Source organism: Parapedomonas caeni, assembly GCF_041060555.1.
Taxonomy (GTDB): domain Bacteria; phylum Pseudomonadota; class Alphaproteobacteria; order Sphingomonadales; family Sphingomonadaceae; genus CAUJIW01.
The window spans coordinates 1-14,919 of sequence record NZ_JBEUDS010000009.1 but is presented as its reverse complement, the minus strand read 5'-3'; the positions used below and the strand labels follow the sequence as shown (position 1 = coordinate 14,919).

General features: G+C 67.7%; 15 protein-coding genes. 10 read left to right on the top strand and 5 right to left on the bottom strand.

Translation table 11 applies throughout. The features are described from left to right. Positions 1-47: 47 nt before the first annotated feature. Positions 48-965 carry an EamA family transporter gene (locus ABU113_RS08005; RefSeq protein WP_454558982.1) on the bottom strand — a complete coding sequence of 306 codons (918 nt, stop codon included), beginning with the start codon at positions 963-965 and terminating at the stop codon, positions 48-50. Positions 966-1,155: 190 nt separating this feature from the next. Between ABU113_RS08005 and ABU113_RS08000 the strand changes: the two genes are divergently transcribed. Beyond that, positions 1,156-2,289 (top strand): PQQ-dependent sugar dehydrogenase, encoded by a 1,134-nt coding sequence (locus tag ABU113_RS08000; protein ID WP_454558981.1) that lies wholly within the window; start codon positions 1,156-1,158, stop codon positions 2,287-2,289. A 93-nt stretch (positions 2,290-2,382) separates the two neighbouring features. Further along, entirely contained in the window at positions 2,383-2,817 is a 435-nt protein-coding gene (locus ABU113_RS07995) for an MAPEG family protein (protein ID WP_454558980.1), read from the top strand. Positions 2,818-2,850: 33 nt separating this feature from the next. Here the strand turns inward: ABU113_RS07995 and ABU113_RS07990 are convergent, their stop codons facing one another. Next, positions 2,851-3,777, bottom strand: coding sequence for a LysR family transcriptional regulator (locus ABU113_RS07990; protein WP_454558979.1), 927 nt, complete (start codon positions 3,775-3,777; stop codon positions 2,851-2,853). Positions 3,778-3,940: 163 nt separating this feature from the next. Between ABU113_RS07990 and ABU113_RS07985 the strand changes: the two genes are divergently transcribed. The 5 genes from ABU113_RS07985 (at position 3,941) to ABU113_RS07965 (ending at position 8,411) form a co-directional block, all read left to right on the top strand. Further along, positions 3,941-4,174 carry a hypothetical protein gene (locus tag ABU113_RS07985; protein ID WP_454558978.1) on the top strand — a complete coding sequence of 78 codons (234 nt, stop codon included), beginning with the start codon at positions 3,941-3,943 and terminating at the stop codon, positions 4,172-4,174. An 88-nt stretch (positions 4,175-4,262) separates the two neighbouring features. Beyond that, the gene (locus ABU113_RS07980; protein ID WP_454558977.1) at positions 4,263-5,798 is read left to right on the top strand and encodes a CpaF family protein; all 1,536 of its coding nucleotides are present in this window, start codon (positions 4,263-4,265) and stop codon (positions 5,796-5,798) included. Continuing rightward, positions 5,795-6,046, top strand: a complete 252-nt coding sequence (locus ABU113_RS07975; RefSeq protein WP_454558976.1) for a DUF6812 domain-containing protein — start codon at positions 5,795-5,797, stop codon at positions 6,044-6,046. Before ABU113_RS07980 ends, ABU113_RS07975 begins: the two co-directional genes overlap by 4 nt. A 65-nt stretch (positions 6,047-6,111) precedes the next feature. Then, positions 6,112-7,539 carry an FAD-binding oxidoreductase gene (locus tag ABU113_RS07970; protein ID WP_454558975.1) on the top strand — a complete coding sequence of 476 codons (1,428 nt, stop codon included), beginning with the start codon at positions 6,112-6,114 and terminating at the stop codon, positions 7,537-7,539. A gap of 110 nt (positions 7,540-7,649) precedes the next feature. Then, entirely contained in the window at positions 7,650-8,411 is a 762-nt protein-coding gene (locus ABU113_RS07965; protein ID WP_454558974.1) for a SapC family protein, read from the top strand. Between the two features lie 113 nt (positions 8,412-8,524). Here ABU113_RS07965 and ABU113_RS07960 read toward each other — a convergent pair whose 3' ends face one another. The 3 genes from ABU113_RS07960 to purD are packed head-to-tail and all read right to left on the bottom strand — an operon-like array spanning position 8,525 to position 11,667. Beyond that, on the bottom strand, positions 8,525-9,277 hold the full coding sequence (locus ABU113_RS07960) for an alpha/beta fold hydrolase (protein WP_454558973.1): 753 nt from the start codon (positions 9,275-9,277) through the stop codon (positions 8,525-8,527). Position 9,278: 1 nt separating this feature from the next. After that, complete coding sequence (locus tag ABU113_RS07955; protein ID WP_454558972.1) at positions 9,279-10,355, bottom strand: phosphotransferase family protein; 1,077 nt, start codon at positions 10,353-10,355, stop codon at positions 9,279-9,281. Between the two features lie 40 nt (positions 10,356-10,395). Then, positions 10,396-11,667, bottom strand: a complete 1,272-nt coding sequence (purD, locus tag ABU113_RS07950; RefSeq protein WP_454559082.1) for a phosphoribosylamine--glycine ligase — start codon at positions 11,665-11,667, stop codon at positions 10,396-10,398. Positions 11,668-11,793: 126 nt separating this feature from the next. Between purD and xseA the strand changes: the two genes are divergently transcribed. The 3 genes from xseA to ABU113_RS07935 are packed head-to-tail and all read left to right on the top strand — an operon-like array spanning position 11,794 to position 14,455. Beyond that, positions 11,794-13,230, top strand: coding sequence for an exodeoxyribonuclease VII large subunit (gene xseA, locus ABU113_RS07945; RefSeq protein ID WP_454558971.1), 1,437 nt, complete (start codon positions 11,794-11,796; stop codon positions 13,228-13,230). A gap of 53 nt (positions 13,231-13,283) precedes the next feature. Next, a complete protein-coding gene (locus ABU113_RS07940; protein WP_454558970.1) occupies positions 13,284-13,496 on the top strand; it encodes a DUF2093 domain-containing protein in 213 nt (70 codons plus the stop codon). A gap of 2 nt (positions 13,497-13,498) precedes the next feature. Then, positions 13,499-14,455: a M23 family metallopeptidase gene (locus ABU113_RS07935; protein ID WP_454558969.1), complete on the top strand. Its 957-nt coding sequence runs from the start codon at positions 13,499-13,501 to the stop codon at positions 14,453-14,455. The last annotated feature ends 464 nt before the right edge of the window (positions 14,456-14,919 follow it).

The following is a 14,919-nucleotide window of genomic DNA, read 5'->3' as shown; positions in this document are numbered from 1 at the left end:
AGTAAATCTCATACAAGGCGACATTTTGTTGCCGCCTGCATGTGTCCTCAGGCCGGGCGCGGCCGCAGCGCCGCCAGCCTCGGCCACAGCAGGTTGAGCGCCAGGCCGGCGATCACCAGACCGGCCGCGCCCAGCTTCCAGCCCGGCAGCGATTCGCCCAGCAGCAGGGCGGAGGCGGACATGCCGAACACCGGCACCAGCAGGGCCAGCGGGGTCACGGTCGCGGCCGGGTGGCGGGCGAGCAGCCAGCCCCAGGCGGCATAGCCGAACATGGTGTTGCCCACCGACTGCCAGAGTACGGCTGCCCACGTGCCGGGGCCGGCGCGGGCCAGACCGGCGGCGATCGCTGCGGGGCCCTCGATGAGCAGCGACAGCGCCAGCAGCGGCGGCACCGAGAACAGGCTGGCCCACACCACATAGCCCAGCATGTTGGCATGCGGGTCGGCCCGCGCCACCATGTTGCCGCCCGACCACGACAGGGCGGCCAGCAGCACCAGGGCGATGCCGGGCGGGGTGGCGTCGCCGCCGCCATGGGCGATGATCAGGCCGATGCCGCTGGTTGCCAGCAGCAGGGCGGCGACCTGGAACAGCCGTACCCGTTCGCCGTTGGCACGCATCGACAGGGCGATGGTGAAGAACACCTGGCTCTGGATCACCAGCGAGGCGAGACCCGGCGATATCCAGCTCTGCATGGCGAGATAGAGCAGGCCGAACTGGCCGGCGCCGATCAGCACGCCATAGGCCGCCAGCCGTCGCCAGGGCACCGCCGGACGGGGCAGGAACAGCGCCATCGGCAGGAAGGCGCAGGTGAAGCGCAAGGTGGCGAACAGCAGCGGCGGCAGGTCGGCCAGCGCGACCTTGATGACCACGAAGTTGGTGCCCCACACCGCGACCACCGCAACGCCGAGCAGCAGGTGCAGCCAGGGCAGGGCGAGGCCGGCAGGGCGGGAATGCGGGGCGTTCATGATCGCGGTTCTGCCTGAGTGGCGGGTAGCCGCTCTATACGGGGCACCGTGGCCAGCGACCAGAGCGTGTTGTCGCTCGCACTGTTCGCGCCGTGACAACGCTCCGCCGTTCTTCGGGTGGCTCCATGTGGCCGTCGGCTGTATGGAGCCTACATCACTGTACGGACCGGTGCTGATGAAGGAGGATATCGTGCGTCTTCTGGCAATGCTGTCGATCGTTCTTGCAGCCTGCTCCTCGCAGGTGCCGGCCGGGCCGTCGCAGGCGGCGGTGGGCGTCAAGGTCGAGACGGTGGCGGGCGGCCTGGAATTTCCCTGGGGCATGGCCTTCCTGCCCGATGGCCGGCTGCTGGTCACCGAAAAGGCCGGGCGGCTGCGCATCGTCGACACGCATGGCACGGTGTCGCCGCCGGTCGCCGGCGTGCCGGCGGTCGATTACGATGCCCAGGGTGGGCTGCTGGACGTGGCGCTCGACCCCGACTTCGCCGGCAACGGACTGGTCTATCTGTCCTATGCCGAGCCGCGCGGCAACGGCACCAACGCGACTGCCGTGGCGCGGGGGCGACTGGTGGAGGCCGGGGGCGACGCTCGGCTGGACGGGTTGACGGTGATCTTCCGCCAGCAGCCGGCGTGGGAAAGCCACCACCATTTCGGCAGCCGGCTGGTGTTCGCGCCCGACGGCCGTCTGTTCGTCACTACCGGTGATCGCTACCGGGGCCGGGAGAAGGCGCAGACACTCGACAACACGCTGGGCAAGGTGGTGCGGATCAACGCCGATGGCAGCGTGCCGGCCGACAATCCCTTCGTCGGCACGTCCGGGGCCTTGCCGGAAGTCTGGTCCTATGGCCATCGCAACATCCAGGGCGCGGCGATCAACCCGGCCACCGGCGTGCTGTGGACGGTGGAGCACGGCGCACGCGGTGGTGACGAGATCAACATCCCGCGTGCCGGGCGCAACCATGGCTGGCCGGTGATTACCTACGGCCGTGACTACTCCGGCCTGAAGATCGGCGAGGGCACCCACAAGGCCGGCATGGAGCAGCCGGTGCATTACTGGGATCCGTCGATCGCGCCCTCGGGCATGCTGTTCTACACCGGCAACCTGTTCCCGCAGTGGCGTGGCCACCTCTTCATCGGCGCGCTCGCCGGCCAGCATCTGGCCCACCTGACGCTCGATGGTGACAAGGTGGCGGCCTATGAGCCACTGCTGACCGACCTTGAGGAGCGCATCCGCGATGTCGAGCAGGGGCCGGACGGCGCCCTCTATCTGCTCACCGACAGCGATGAGGGCCGGTTGCTCAAGGTGGTACCGGCGACGGGGGGGTAAGCCCCCCCCACCTCGACAGTCCGGTGGCCATGCCGCACTCTCGTTCGCGCCCCGCCATAGCAACCAGGGGCGATAACAAGGGGGAGATGTCGCATGGTCGATTCCGTTTATGCCGTGCAGTTGCTGCAAAGTGTCATCGCGCTGGGCGTGCTGACGCTGGTGATGTTCCTGTGGATGTACGCCACCCGTATTCCGGCAATGAACAAAGCCCAGGTGGACCCGCAGGCGGCAATGCACCCGGGCTCGCTCGGCGTGCTGCCAAGCGAGGTGCGGCGGGTGGCCGACAACTACAATCACCTGTTCGAGGCGCCGACGCTGTTCTACGGCCTGGTGCCGGTGATCGTGCTGCTGGGGCACGCCGACGCGCTGCACGTCAAGTGCGCGTGGGCCTATGTCGGCCTGCGGGTGCTGCACTCGCTGGTGCAGGCGACCATCAACAAGGTGATGATCCGCTTCCTGTTGTTCTCGCTGTCGTGGGTCGCCATGGGCATCATGATTGTGCGTGAGGCGATCGCGGCGTTCGCCTGATCGCCGGGCGAGGCTGAGCCGGGGCCTGTGGCGTCAGCAGACGTCGCAGGCCCGTTCCCATGGCGGCGCGTCGCCCCAGGTTTTCTTCAGATGATCGACCAGCCGGCGAACCTTGGCCGAGACGTGGCGGTTGGGCGGATAGACGGCGTAGATGCCGAAAGCGGGTGCCGCGAATTCGGTGAGGATCGGCATCAGCCGGCCGTTCTTGATGTCCTCCGCGACGATGAAGCTGGGGCCGGAGATGATGCCCTCGCCGTTGATGGCGGCGGCGCGCAGCACCTCGCCATTGTTGGCGGTGATGCGACCCGAGACGGCGACCTGGATGGCGTCGCCCGACTTGGGATCGCGGAAGGTCCACTCCTGCGCCGGCCCCAGGTTGGAGTAGCGCAGGCACTGGTGCTTCAGCAGGTCGCGCGGGTGGGCGGGCACGCCGTGGCGCTGGATATAGTCCGGTGCGGCAGTGGTGACGGAGCGCGCCGAGCACAGTTTGACCGCTATCAGGTTTGAGTCCTTCAATCGGCGCGAGATGCGGATAGCGAGGTCGAAGCCTTCCTCGACGATGTCCACGGTCCGGTCGTTGAGCGACAGCTCGATGGTGACGTCGGGGTTCTCGCCCAGGAAGTCGGACAGCGGCGCGCCGAGGTTGTTGACCGAGAAGGTCACCGGCGCCGACAGCCGCACCAGGCCCCGTGGCGCGCGCGCCTGCGAGGAGACCAGCTGTTCGGTTTCGTCCACCTGTTCCAGGATGGCGAGGCAGCGCTCGTGGTAGGCTTGGCCGACCTCGGTCAGCGACATCTGTCGGGTGGTGCGGTTGAGCAGCTGGGCGCCCAGATGATCCTCCAGCTCGGCGACCGCCTTGGACACCACCGATTTCGATACGCCAAGCTGGCGGGCGGCACCGGAGAAGCTCTTCTCCCCCACCACGCGCACGAACATTTCCATCGCCGCCAGACGGTCCATCTGCCTGTTCCCGAGTAATTCTTGCCGCCCCCCGGGCCGCCATGCGCGGCAGTTTTGGCCCACCCGGGGAGTACGCGCAACGGCAAAGCAGCATTGTCGCTTCGGGCGCTGGTTGGCCTCGCCCTTGCATGGTGGCTTTGGTCATCAGTTCAGGGAGTTCGTCATGACCGTCAATTCATCCGTCATTGCTGCCTATCAGCGCCACCCCCTGGTGCGTCAGGTCGCCCGTGACCTGATGACCCGGCTTGGCGAGGCGGCGCTGCCGATCGCCTATCGCGCCGTCGATCGCATGCGGAACTCCCACGATACCGAGGGCATGAGCCTGTGGCTGGCCATTCACGCCCAGCTCGCGGAAGCCAGCATCCACCTTGGTGGGAGCAGCGACACCTGCCACTGAGACACGACCGCGCCGGACGGGCGGTAGCCATTGGTTAAGAGGTTGGGTGCTAGCCTTGTCTGTCGAGAGGGAAGACCGAGGCAATTCCGTGAGTTTTTTCGGTAAACGGCAGACACAGTCGATCAGCGCCGGCGTGGCGCAGGCCAGGCCCGCCGGATTCGGCGCCGGGCGCGCCACCGCGTTCGGCCACGCCCGTGCCGAGGAGGCGCCCGCCGAAGCGCCGCCCAGCATGCCGCCGGCCGACATCATAGAGCCGGTGCCCGGTCCCGCCGACGATGCGATGGCACGGTTGCAGCAGCGCAATGCCGAGGCGAACACGCCGGCGAGTGCCCGCACCCAGCGGGAACTGGCGGCGATCCGCTTCGAGGAGACCATCCACACCATCAAGGAGCAGGTGCTACCGCGCCTGCTGGAACGCATTGACGCCGAGGCCGCCGCCTCGCTGTCGCGCGAGGATTTGTCGGACGAGTTCCGGCCGATCATTTCGGAAGTGCTGCTGGAGCTGCGCATCAACCTGAACCGCCGCGAGCAGTTCGCGCTGGAGAAGGTGCTGGTCGACGAACTGCTCGGCCTTGGCCCGCTAGAGGAGTTGCTGGCCGATCCCGAGGTCAGCGACATCATGGTCAATGGCCCCTATCAGGTCTATGTCGAACGCAAGGGCCGCCTTGAGCTGTCGCACGTGCGGTTTCGCGATGACACCCATGTGTTCCAGATCGCCCAGCGCATCTGCAACCGCATCGGCCGTCGCATCGATCAGACGACGCCGCTGGCCGATGCCCGCCTGGAAGACGGCAGCCGTGTCAACGTCATTGTGCCGCCACTGTCGCTCAAGGGCACGGCGATCTCGATCCGCAAGTTTTCCGCCAAGCCGATCACGCTGGACATGATGGCGCGTGGTGGCAACTGCTCGGATGCGATGGCGACCTTTCTCAAGATCGCCGGCGCGTCGCGTCTCAACGTCGTCATCTCCGGCGGTACCGGCTCGGGCAAGACGACCCTTCTCAACGCGCTGTCGAAGATGATCGACCCCGGCGAGCGTGTCATCACTATCGAGGATGCGGCGGAACTGCGGTTGCAGCAGCCCCATGTGCTGACACTGGAGACCCGGCCGGCCAACCTTGAGGGCGATGGCGCCATCACCATCCGCGATCTGGTCATCAACGCCCTGCGCATGCGCCCTGACCGCATCATCCTGGGCGAAATCCGTGGCGCCGAATGCTTCGACATGCTGCAGGCGATGAATACGGGGCACGACGGCTCCATGTGCACCCTGCACGCCAACAGCCCGCGCGAGGCCCTGGCGCGTATGGAGAACATGGTGCTGATGTCCGACATCAAGGTGCCCAAATCCGCGATCACCCGCCAGATCGCGGACTCGGTGGACCTGATCGTGCAGATCAAGCGCATGCGCGATGGCGCGCGGCGCATCACCTCGATCACCGAGATCGTCGGCATGGAAGGCGATGTCATCGTCAGCCAGGAGCTGTTCAAGTTCGAGTATCAGGACGAATCGGCCGACGGGCAGATCATCGGCGAGTTCCGCCCCCAGGGCCTGCGTCCCTACACGGTGGAAAAGGCGCGCCAGTTCGGCTTCGAGAAGGCGTATCTGGAGGCTTGCCTGTGAACGCGTCCGCCCCCCTTGCCGCCCAGCGTGCCTCGCGTATCCGCACCAAGGTCAACGTGCCGGTCGAGCTGGTGATGAGCGATGGCTCGCAGCTAACCGGCCTCGTGTTCATCGGCCTCGACGAGCGGGTGCAGGATCTGCTGAACGATCCCAAGCCGTTCTTCCCGCTGCGGCTGGACAATCACGAGATCCTGCTCATCAACAAGGGCGCGGTGGCGGTCTGCAAGCCTCTCGACGCATCCAAATAGGCGGACACTCGCATCCCTTGCCGGACCCGCCTATAGTGCGCGGCGGGCAACCATGGGGATGGACGATGGCGGATATCGATACTTTCGACCACGGCCTGGCGGCGCTGAAGGCGATCGTCGGCGACGGCGGCTGGCTGGACCAGCCCGGCGACATGGCGCCGTTTGCCCGTGACTGGCGCGGCGGTTACGACGGCGTGGCGGCGCTGGTGGTCAAGCCGCGCTCCGTCGACCAGGTGGTCGAGCTGGTCAAATGCGCCAACAAGTACCGCATCGGCCTGGTGCCACAGGGTGGCAACACCGGTCTGGTTCTGGCGGGCATCCCCGACCAGAGCGGCCGGCAGGTGGTGGTCAGCCTGGAGCGGCTCAACCGTATCCGTGCCGTGGATGCCGACGATTTCTCGCTGGTCGCCGAGGCCGGCGTCATTCTCACCCAGGTGCAGGAGGCCGCCGAGGCGGTGGACCGGCTGTTCCCGCTGTCGCTGGGCTCGCAGGGCTCGGCGCGCATCGGTGGGCTGGTGTCGACCAATGCCGGCGGCGTCCATGTGCTGCGCTACGGTTCGATGCGGGCGCTGGTGCTCGGCGTCGAGGCGGTCCTGCCCAATGGCGAGGTGTTCCACGGCCTGACGCCGCTGCGCAAGGACAACACCGGTTACGATCTCAAGCAGTTGCTGGTGGGCGGCGAGGGCACGCTGGGCATCGTCACGGCGGTGACGCTGAAACTGTTCCCCCGGCCGCGCGATGTGGTGACGGCCTGGGTAGCGCTTGATGATCCCGACAAGGCGGTGGGGCTGCTCGCGCATCTGCGCGCCGCCACCGGCGACCAGGTGTGCGCCTTCGAGATGATCCCGCGCATCGGCGTCGATCTGACGCTGCAGCACATTCCCGATACCCGCGATCCGCTGCCGGGCACGCCGTCGCCGTGGGTGGTACTGACCGAGATGTCGTCGACCCGCGCTGATTCCGGCCTGCGCGAGGTGGCGGAAGCCGCCCTGGCGGAGGCGTTCGAGCGGGGCCTGGCCCGCGACGCGGTACTCGCCGAGTCCCAGGCCCAGGGGCAGGCGATGTGGAAGATCCGCGAAACGCTGCCGCTGGCGGAGCGCATGGACGGTATCGGCCTGCACCATGACATTTCGGTGTCGGTGGCCCGCATGCCGGCCTACATCACCGAAGGCACGGCGGCGCTGGAGGCACTGATGCCCGGCGTGCGGGTGATCGCCTTCGGACACCTGGGGGACGGCAACATCCATTTCTCCGTACATGGGCCGCTGGGCATGACGCCGGCGGAATTCTATGGTCGCGCCAGGGAGATATCGGCCTGTGTCTATGAGCTGGTGCTGAAGTACGGCGGTTCGATCTCGGCCGAGCACGGGATCGGCATGGAGAAGCGGGAGCAGCTGGCGGCCACCGCCGACCCGGCCAAACTGTGGGCATTGCGCGCCATCAAGACCGCGCTCGACCCCAACGGCATCATGAACCCCGGCAAGGTGGTCTGAGGCCGGTCTTCCCGCATCCCCGGCTTGCCTCGGGCGGGGGCGGCGCGTAACGTGCGCGCCCTGTGCGGTCCGCGTCGGGCGGGGCGCCAAGTGATGACCATGGGGATTATATGACCACGACGACGCCGGCCGAGACGCGGCTGCCTTTGTTCTACAATTCTGTTGTGCCGCTGGCTGCTTCGGTGCATGGCAAGCTGGTGATGACCGAGGCGCGTGACTGCAAGTACGCGGCCAACACGCATGCCATTCCCATCACTGTCGACGAGTTCGTCATGGTGCAGCGCCACTATCCGATCATTTTCGGTGGCGGCGACTCGCCCGTGCCGCTGGCACTGGTCGGCCTGATGGACAACGAGAACCAGTTCATCGATGCCGAAGGTCAGTGGCGGCCGGGCACCTACGTTCCTGCCTATGTGCGCCGGTACCCCTTCCTGCTCGCCAAGCTGACGCCGGAAGCCAAGGAGCTGTCGCTGTGCTTCGACGACTCCGCGCCGATCTTCACCACCGGCGAGGAGAGCAATCTGTTCGACGGTAACGAACCGACCGAGCGTACCAAGGCGATCCTGCAGTTCTGCGAGCAGTTCGAAATCGCCATCCAGCGCACGCGTGCCTTCATGAACGAGCTGAAGGAGCTGGACCTGCTGATGGACGGCGAGGCGCAGATCCAGCCGGCCAACGGCGCCGCGCCCGCCAATTTCCGTGGCTTCCGCATGATCTCCGAGCAGAAGCTGCACGAACTGCGCGGTGACCAGGTGCGCAAGATGGTGAAGTCTGGCGCGCTGGGCCTGATCTATGCGCATCTGTTCTCGCTGAGCCACATCCAGGGGCTCTACCAGTACCGGATGGAGCAACAGGCACAGGACGCCGCTTAAGCACGATTGCCGGCTGGCGACGGCGGAGGTCTCCGTCGTCGCGGTGGAAGAAGAAGGCCGCCCGGGCTTGCCGTGGCGGCCTTCTGCATGACGGCGGGGCGGTTGGGGGCGGATTACAGCCCGTTGAGCAGGAAGAAGCGGCGGATCATCGCCGCAACCTGATCCATCACCTCGAACTGGACCATGTGGCCTGAGCCGGCCACCGTCGCCGTCATCACCGTCTTGTTGACCCGTATCAGGTCGGCCGGGCGATTGAGCGCCTTGTCGATGCCGATGACGAGCGCCGGGCAGCGGACGCGGGCCAGCGCGGCCTCGCCGTCCCAGTCGCAAATGGCATCCCACGCGGCGCGCACCACATGGGGGTCGGTCGATTTCATCACCCCCAGCAGCGCCTCCATCCCCGCCTCGTCGGTGGCGCGGACGATCTGGCGGCGGCCGAAGGCCTCCATCATCGCCGGAATCTCGGCGTCGCCCAGACGGGCGAGCTGTTGACGCAGACCTTCGCCGAACGCGCGGGTCTTGTCGTAGGGTGCGATGAAGGCGGGATCGAGCAGCACGATGCCGGCCACCCGGTCCGGGGCCTGGGCCGCGGCTTCCACCGCGATCTGCCCGCCCATCGAGTGGCCGATCAAGATGGCGCGCGGCGGCGCCACCTCCAGCACCGCGCGAGCCTGAGTGGCGATGGCGTAGTCGCCGCCACCCGGCGTGGCGCCGTGACCCAGCAGGTCGACGCTGCGCCGGGCGCGTTCGGGGAAGGCGGCGGCGACAGGCGCCATGGCCTGGTGGTCGCAGGTCCAGCCGTGGATCAGCAGCAACGGCGTGGCGTCGGTCGCGCCGGTGGCCGGCAGGTCATAGGTCGCAATCATGTCAGCCCCTCATCGCCTTTTCAGCCTGCCCCCACGACAGTCTCGCCAGCGGTTCTACGGATTCCGCCATCTGGCGGGCGTGCGCGCTGGCCGCCGTGCCGCGGATCACCCGGCCCTTGATGCCATGGACGATCGCCGCCAGGCGGAACATGTTGTAGGCGATGCAGAAGTCGAGCACCCGGGGGTCGATGCCATCGCGGCCGGTGCGCCGGCAATAGGCGGCGACATACTCGTCCTCGGTGGGGATGTTGAGGCCCGCCAGATCCTGGCCCAGCAGGCCGGCGGTGCCGACCGGCGGCATCCGGTACATCATCAGATTGTAGGTGAAGTCGGCCAGCGGGTGGCCGATGGTGGACAGCTCCCAGTCCAGAACGGCGAGCACGCGCGGCTCGGTAGGGTGGAAGATCATGTTGTCGCAGCGATAGTCGCCGTGGACGATCGAGCTTTCGTCGCCCGCCGGAATATTGGCCGGCAGCCACTCCACCAGGCGGTCCATTTCCGGCACCCGGCCGGCCGCCTCATCCTCCAGATACTGCCGCGACCAGCGGCCGATCTGGCGGGCGAAGTAGTTGCCCGGCCGGCCGTAATCCTCCAGGCCGATCGCTTTGTAATCGGTGGTGTGCAGGCGGGCGATGGTCTCGTTCATCGCGTCGAAGTAGCGTGGGCGGTCCTCGCGGCTGACACCAGGGAAGCTGGTGTCCCAGATCACCCGGCCTTCCACCATGTCCATGATGTAGAACCAGGTGCCGATGATGCTCTCGTCGGTGCACAGGCAGTAGGTGCGGGCGACCGGAAAGCCGCTGCCATGCAGCGCGGTGATCACCTTGTATTCACGGTCCACCGCATGGGCGCCGGCCAGCAGCTGGCCGGGCGGCTTGCGGCGCATGACGTATTTCTTGGTCGGCGTGACCAGCTGGTAGGTGGGGTTGGACTGGCCGCCCTTGAACTGGCGGACCTCCAGCGGGCCGGCAAAGCCCTCGACATGCTCGCGCATGTAGGCCTCCAGCGCCGCGACGTCGAAGCGATGCTGGTCGCGGACGGCATCGGTGCCGGAGAATTGTTCCTGCTTGCTCGTCATTGTTCCTCCCCCAGAATCAACAAGCGTCTGAAAAAGCGTCTTAATCCCTTGCCAGTGCGCGCCAGGCAATGTCCCGCCGGCAGAAGCCGTCGGGCCAGTCCAGCCGGTCGACGGCCGCGTAGGCGCGCGTCCGCGCCTCCTCCACCGTCGCGCCATGCGCCGTGACATTCAATACACGACCGCCATTGGCATACACCCTGCCATCCTTGGCGGTGGTGCCGGCGTGGAAGACGACTACGCCGTCGACGGCGCCGGCGGCATCCAGCCCGCGAATCTCGGTGCCTTTCAGCGGCTCGCCGGGGTAGCCGCGGGCGGCCATCACCACGGTCAGCGCCGGTTCCGGGTTCCAGGCGACCGGCGCCTGGGCCAGCGTGCCGTCGCAGGCGGCGACCAGCAGGTCGAGCAGGTCGCTGGCCAGCCGCATCATCAGCACCTGGCATTCCGGGTCGCCGAAACGGCAGTTGTATTCGATCAGCTTGGGGCCCCTGGCGGTGATCATCAGGCCGGCGTAGAGCACGCCGGTGTAGGGCATGCCTTCAGCGGCCATGCCGCGCACCGTGGGCTCGACGATTTCGGCCAGCGCGCGGGCGACCATGGCCTCGGTCATCACTGGCGCCGGCGAGTAGGCACCCATGCCGCCGGTGTTGGGGCCGGTGTCGCCATCACCCACCCGCTTGTGATCCTGCGCGGTGGCCAGCGGCACGATCGCCGTGCCGTCGGTGAGCACGAAGAAGCTGGCCTCCTCGCCGTCGAGAAACTCCTCCACCACCACTTCAGCGCCGGCCGCGCCGAAACCGCCGCCGAAGATCATGTCGACCGCCGCCAGTGCCTCGTCGAGCGTCATCGCCACCACCACGCCCTTGCCGGCGGCGAGCCCGTCGGCCTTGACAACGATCGGCGCGCCCTGGGCGCGGATATAGTCCTTGGCGGCGGCGGCGTTGCTGAAGCGGCCGTAGGCGGCGGTGGGGATGTCGTGGCGGGCGCACAGGTCCTTGGTGAAGCCCTTGGAGCCTTCCAGTTGGGCCGCCGCCGCCGACGGGCCGAAGCAGCGGATGCCGGCCGCGCGCAGGGCATCCGCCAGGCCGTCGACCAGCGGCTGTTCCGGGCCGACCACCACCAGCGCGATGGCGTGGTCGCGGCAGAAGGCGATGACGTCATCATGATTGCCGACAGCCAGTGCCTGGCAGGTCGCCACCTGGGCGATGCCGGCATTGCCGGGGGCGCAGTGGAGCGCGCCGATCCGGGGTGACTGCGCCAGCTTCCAGCACAGGGCGTGTTCCCGCCCGCCACTGCCGATCACCAGCACATTCATCGTCGTCATCGCCTGTCGTCCTGTTCGTGCCCGGCCCGGCATCGGTGCCCTCAAGGGAGCAAAATGACCGGGCCCATTGCGGTCATGGCCGGCTTGTAGCTACACAGGCGCGAAGGAACAACGCTTGTGACCGAAACCGCCCCCAATCTGCCCGAATATTCCGTCAGCGAGCTGGCGAGCGCGGTCAAGCGCACGGTCGAGGACCGCTTCGGCCTGGTGCGGGTGCGCGGCGAAATCTCCCGCTGGACGGTCGCCGGCTCAGGTCATGCCTATCTGCGGCTGAAGGACGAGAACGCCGTGCTCGACGGCGTAATGTGGAAGGGCCAGGTCAACGCCCTGCGTTTCCGGCCCGAGGACGGGCTGGAGGTGATCGCCACCGGCCGGCTGACCACCTATCCCGGCAAGTCGACCTACCAGATCGTCATCGAGCGCATGGAGCCTGCCGGTGTCGGCGCGCTGATGGCACTGCTGGAGGAGCGCAAGCGCAAGCTCGCCGCCGAGGGGTTGTTCGCCGCCAGCGCCAAGCAGCCGCTGCCGTTCCTGCCGCAGGTGATCGGCGTCGTCACCTCGCCGACAGGCGCTGTGATCCGCGACATCCTGCACCGGTTGGCCGACCGCTTTCCCCGCCACGTGCTGCTGTGGCCGGTGATGGTGCAGGGCGATGGCGCGGCCGAGCAGGTGGCGGCGGCGGTGCGCGGCTTCAACGCCTTGCCGGCCGGCGGGCAGATTCCCCGACCGGACGTGCTGATCGTGGCGCGTGGCGGGGGCTCGGTCGAAGATCTGTGGGCATTCAACGAGGAAGTGGTGGTGCGCGCGGTCGCCGCGAGCACGATTCCCGTGATTTCCGCCGTTGGCCACGAGACCGACACCACGCTGATCGATTTCGCGTCCGACCGGCGCGCACCAACGCCGACCGCCGCCGCCGAGATGGCTGTGCCGGTCAAGGCCGACCTCGACTATACCGTCGGCCAGCTCGGGCTCAGGCTGGAGCGGGCGGCGGTGAAGGGTGTCGAGGCGCGCGCCGAGCGGGTGCGTGGCCTGGCGCGCGGTCTGCCGCATCCGCGCCGGCTGCTGGAGCTGGCGAGCCAGCGGTTCGATGAACTGGCCGAGCGGCTGCCGAAGTCGCTGGGCGCGGGCCTGGCCGCCTGGCGCGGACGCTACGAGCGGCTGGGGGTCCGGCTGGCACCGCGCCTGCTGGCGCAGCGGGCCAGGCTGGGAGAGGAACGGCTGGCGCGAGCCGGCGACGCGCTCGATCGGGCAGTGGCACGCGCGAGGCAGGACGACAACCGCCGGCTGGCGGAAGCGGGGCGGATGCTGGAGACGCTGAGTCCCTACGCCACGCTGAAGCGCGGCTACGCGGTGGTGAAGGCGCGGGATGGCCGGGTGATGGCCGACGCGACCGCGGCTGCCGGGGCGGGCGCGCTCACCCTTGAAATGCGGGACGGTTCGCTGGATGTTGTGGTCGAGGGTGCCGTGGCGCCTGCGCCTGCGGCCCCGTCGACGGTTGCAGCGAAAACCCGTCGCGGTGGTGGTGCCGACCCGCGTCAGGGCAGCTTGTTGTAACGCCCCGGTGGCGTGGCGCTGCCGGCGGCCTGGTTGAGTTTTGGAGATTGTCGATGGTGAATGTCGAGGGGCGCGCCGCGCGCATCCAGTATCTGCCGGGTTCGTTCCGCCTGCTGAGCCCCGGTGACTATGTGTTGTGCGCCATCACGGGCGTGCGCATTCCGCTCAACCAGCTGCGCTACTGGAACGCCGACACGCAGGAGGCCTATGCGACGCCGGAGATCGCCACCCGCCGGTTTGCCGAACTGGCGGCGCAAGGCCGCTGACCATGGCGCGGGCGCGCCTCGCGTCGCATGCCGCCCGCCTGCTGGCTCTGGGCATGCTGACCACGCTAGCCGCCTGTACGCCGCGCCCGGTGCTACCGCCGCCACAGTCCGTGATCGCACCGGAGTCACCGCTCCGGAAACCTGCGCCATCGCCGGAGATCGCCATCGCCGAGGAGGCGGTCCAGGGCGCGGTGCTGATTGGTCGGGCGCCGGTTGGCACAACCACGATCACCCTTGATGGCAAGGCCGTGCCGCTGGCCGCCGATGGCCGTTTCCTGGTCGGCTTCGGCCGTGATGCTGGTCCGCGTTCGGTGGTGGCGGCAACCCTTGCCGATGGCACTGTCGTCAGCCGCCCGGTCAGGGTGATCCCGCGCGTGTATGACGAGCAGCGGGTCGAAGGCCTGCCCCCCGCGACGGTCACGCTGCCGCCGGCCCTGAAGGCGCGCCGCGCTGCGGAGGTGGCGAAGATGGTGGCCGCGCGCGCCAAGCCGTCGCCGGAGATCGGCTGGACGCATGGCTTCATCCTGCCCACGGCTGGCCGGGTGACGGGCGTCTATGGGTCTCGGCGCATCCGCAACGGGGTGCCGGGCAGTCCGCACAACGGGCTCGATCTGGCCAACGTCACCGGCACGCCGGTGGTAGCGCCCGCCGACGGCATTGTGCGGCTGGCCGAACCCGATTTCCTGCTGGAGGGCGGGCTGGTGATCATCGACCATGGCCTTGGTCTCTATTCAGCGTTCCTGCACCTGAGCCGGCTTGACGTGGCGACGGGCGATCGGCTGCTGCGTGGTCAGCAGGTGGGCGCCATCGGCGCGACCGGTCGGGCGACCGGACCGCATCTCCACTGGGGCGCGCGGTGGGGAGAAACCTTCGTCGACCCCGCATTGCTGCCGGGATTGCCCGACCTTGGCGGCACCGGCGGGGCGCCAGCACCTGTGTTAACCACTCCGACGCAGTGATCGTGTTCGACCAAAGTCGCAAGATTCTTACGCCGACACACCTGCGCAGCGAGCGCGTCGCGACGGGTCGGCGCGGAATTGCCACCGGCGGTCGCTGGTGCTTCGGGGGTGATGTCAGGCCTTGAAATAAAATTACGAAAGAGTGCGGGAATTCGACAGGCGATAACAAGACTGTAGCAATCCGGCAACACGCTGGTCACGATCCTGGCATCGAATGCGGACTGCAGCTTTACACTCTCCATTCGCTGGGCTTGAGATAGGGGCAAGCCTATTCAGGCGAGCGATTTTGTCCTGAGGGGTAACGGGGCGAGAGTCATCCAAACAGAGAGCATCAACGGGTCGCGTCCGTCAAGGTGGTGTAATTTCGGCTGTGGCCGTGGGCCATCGTCAGGCGGCTTTGGCGGTGATGTGTAGGGGCTGATTTTCCTCCTCGATCATGGGTTGGTTGAGTTCGGCCATGCCTT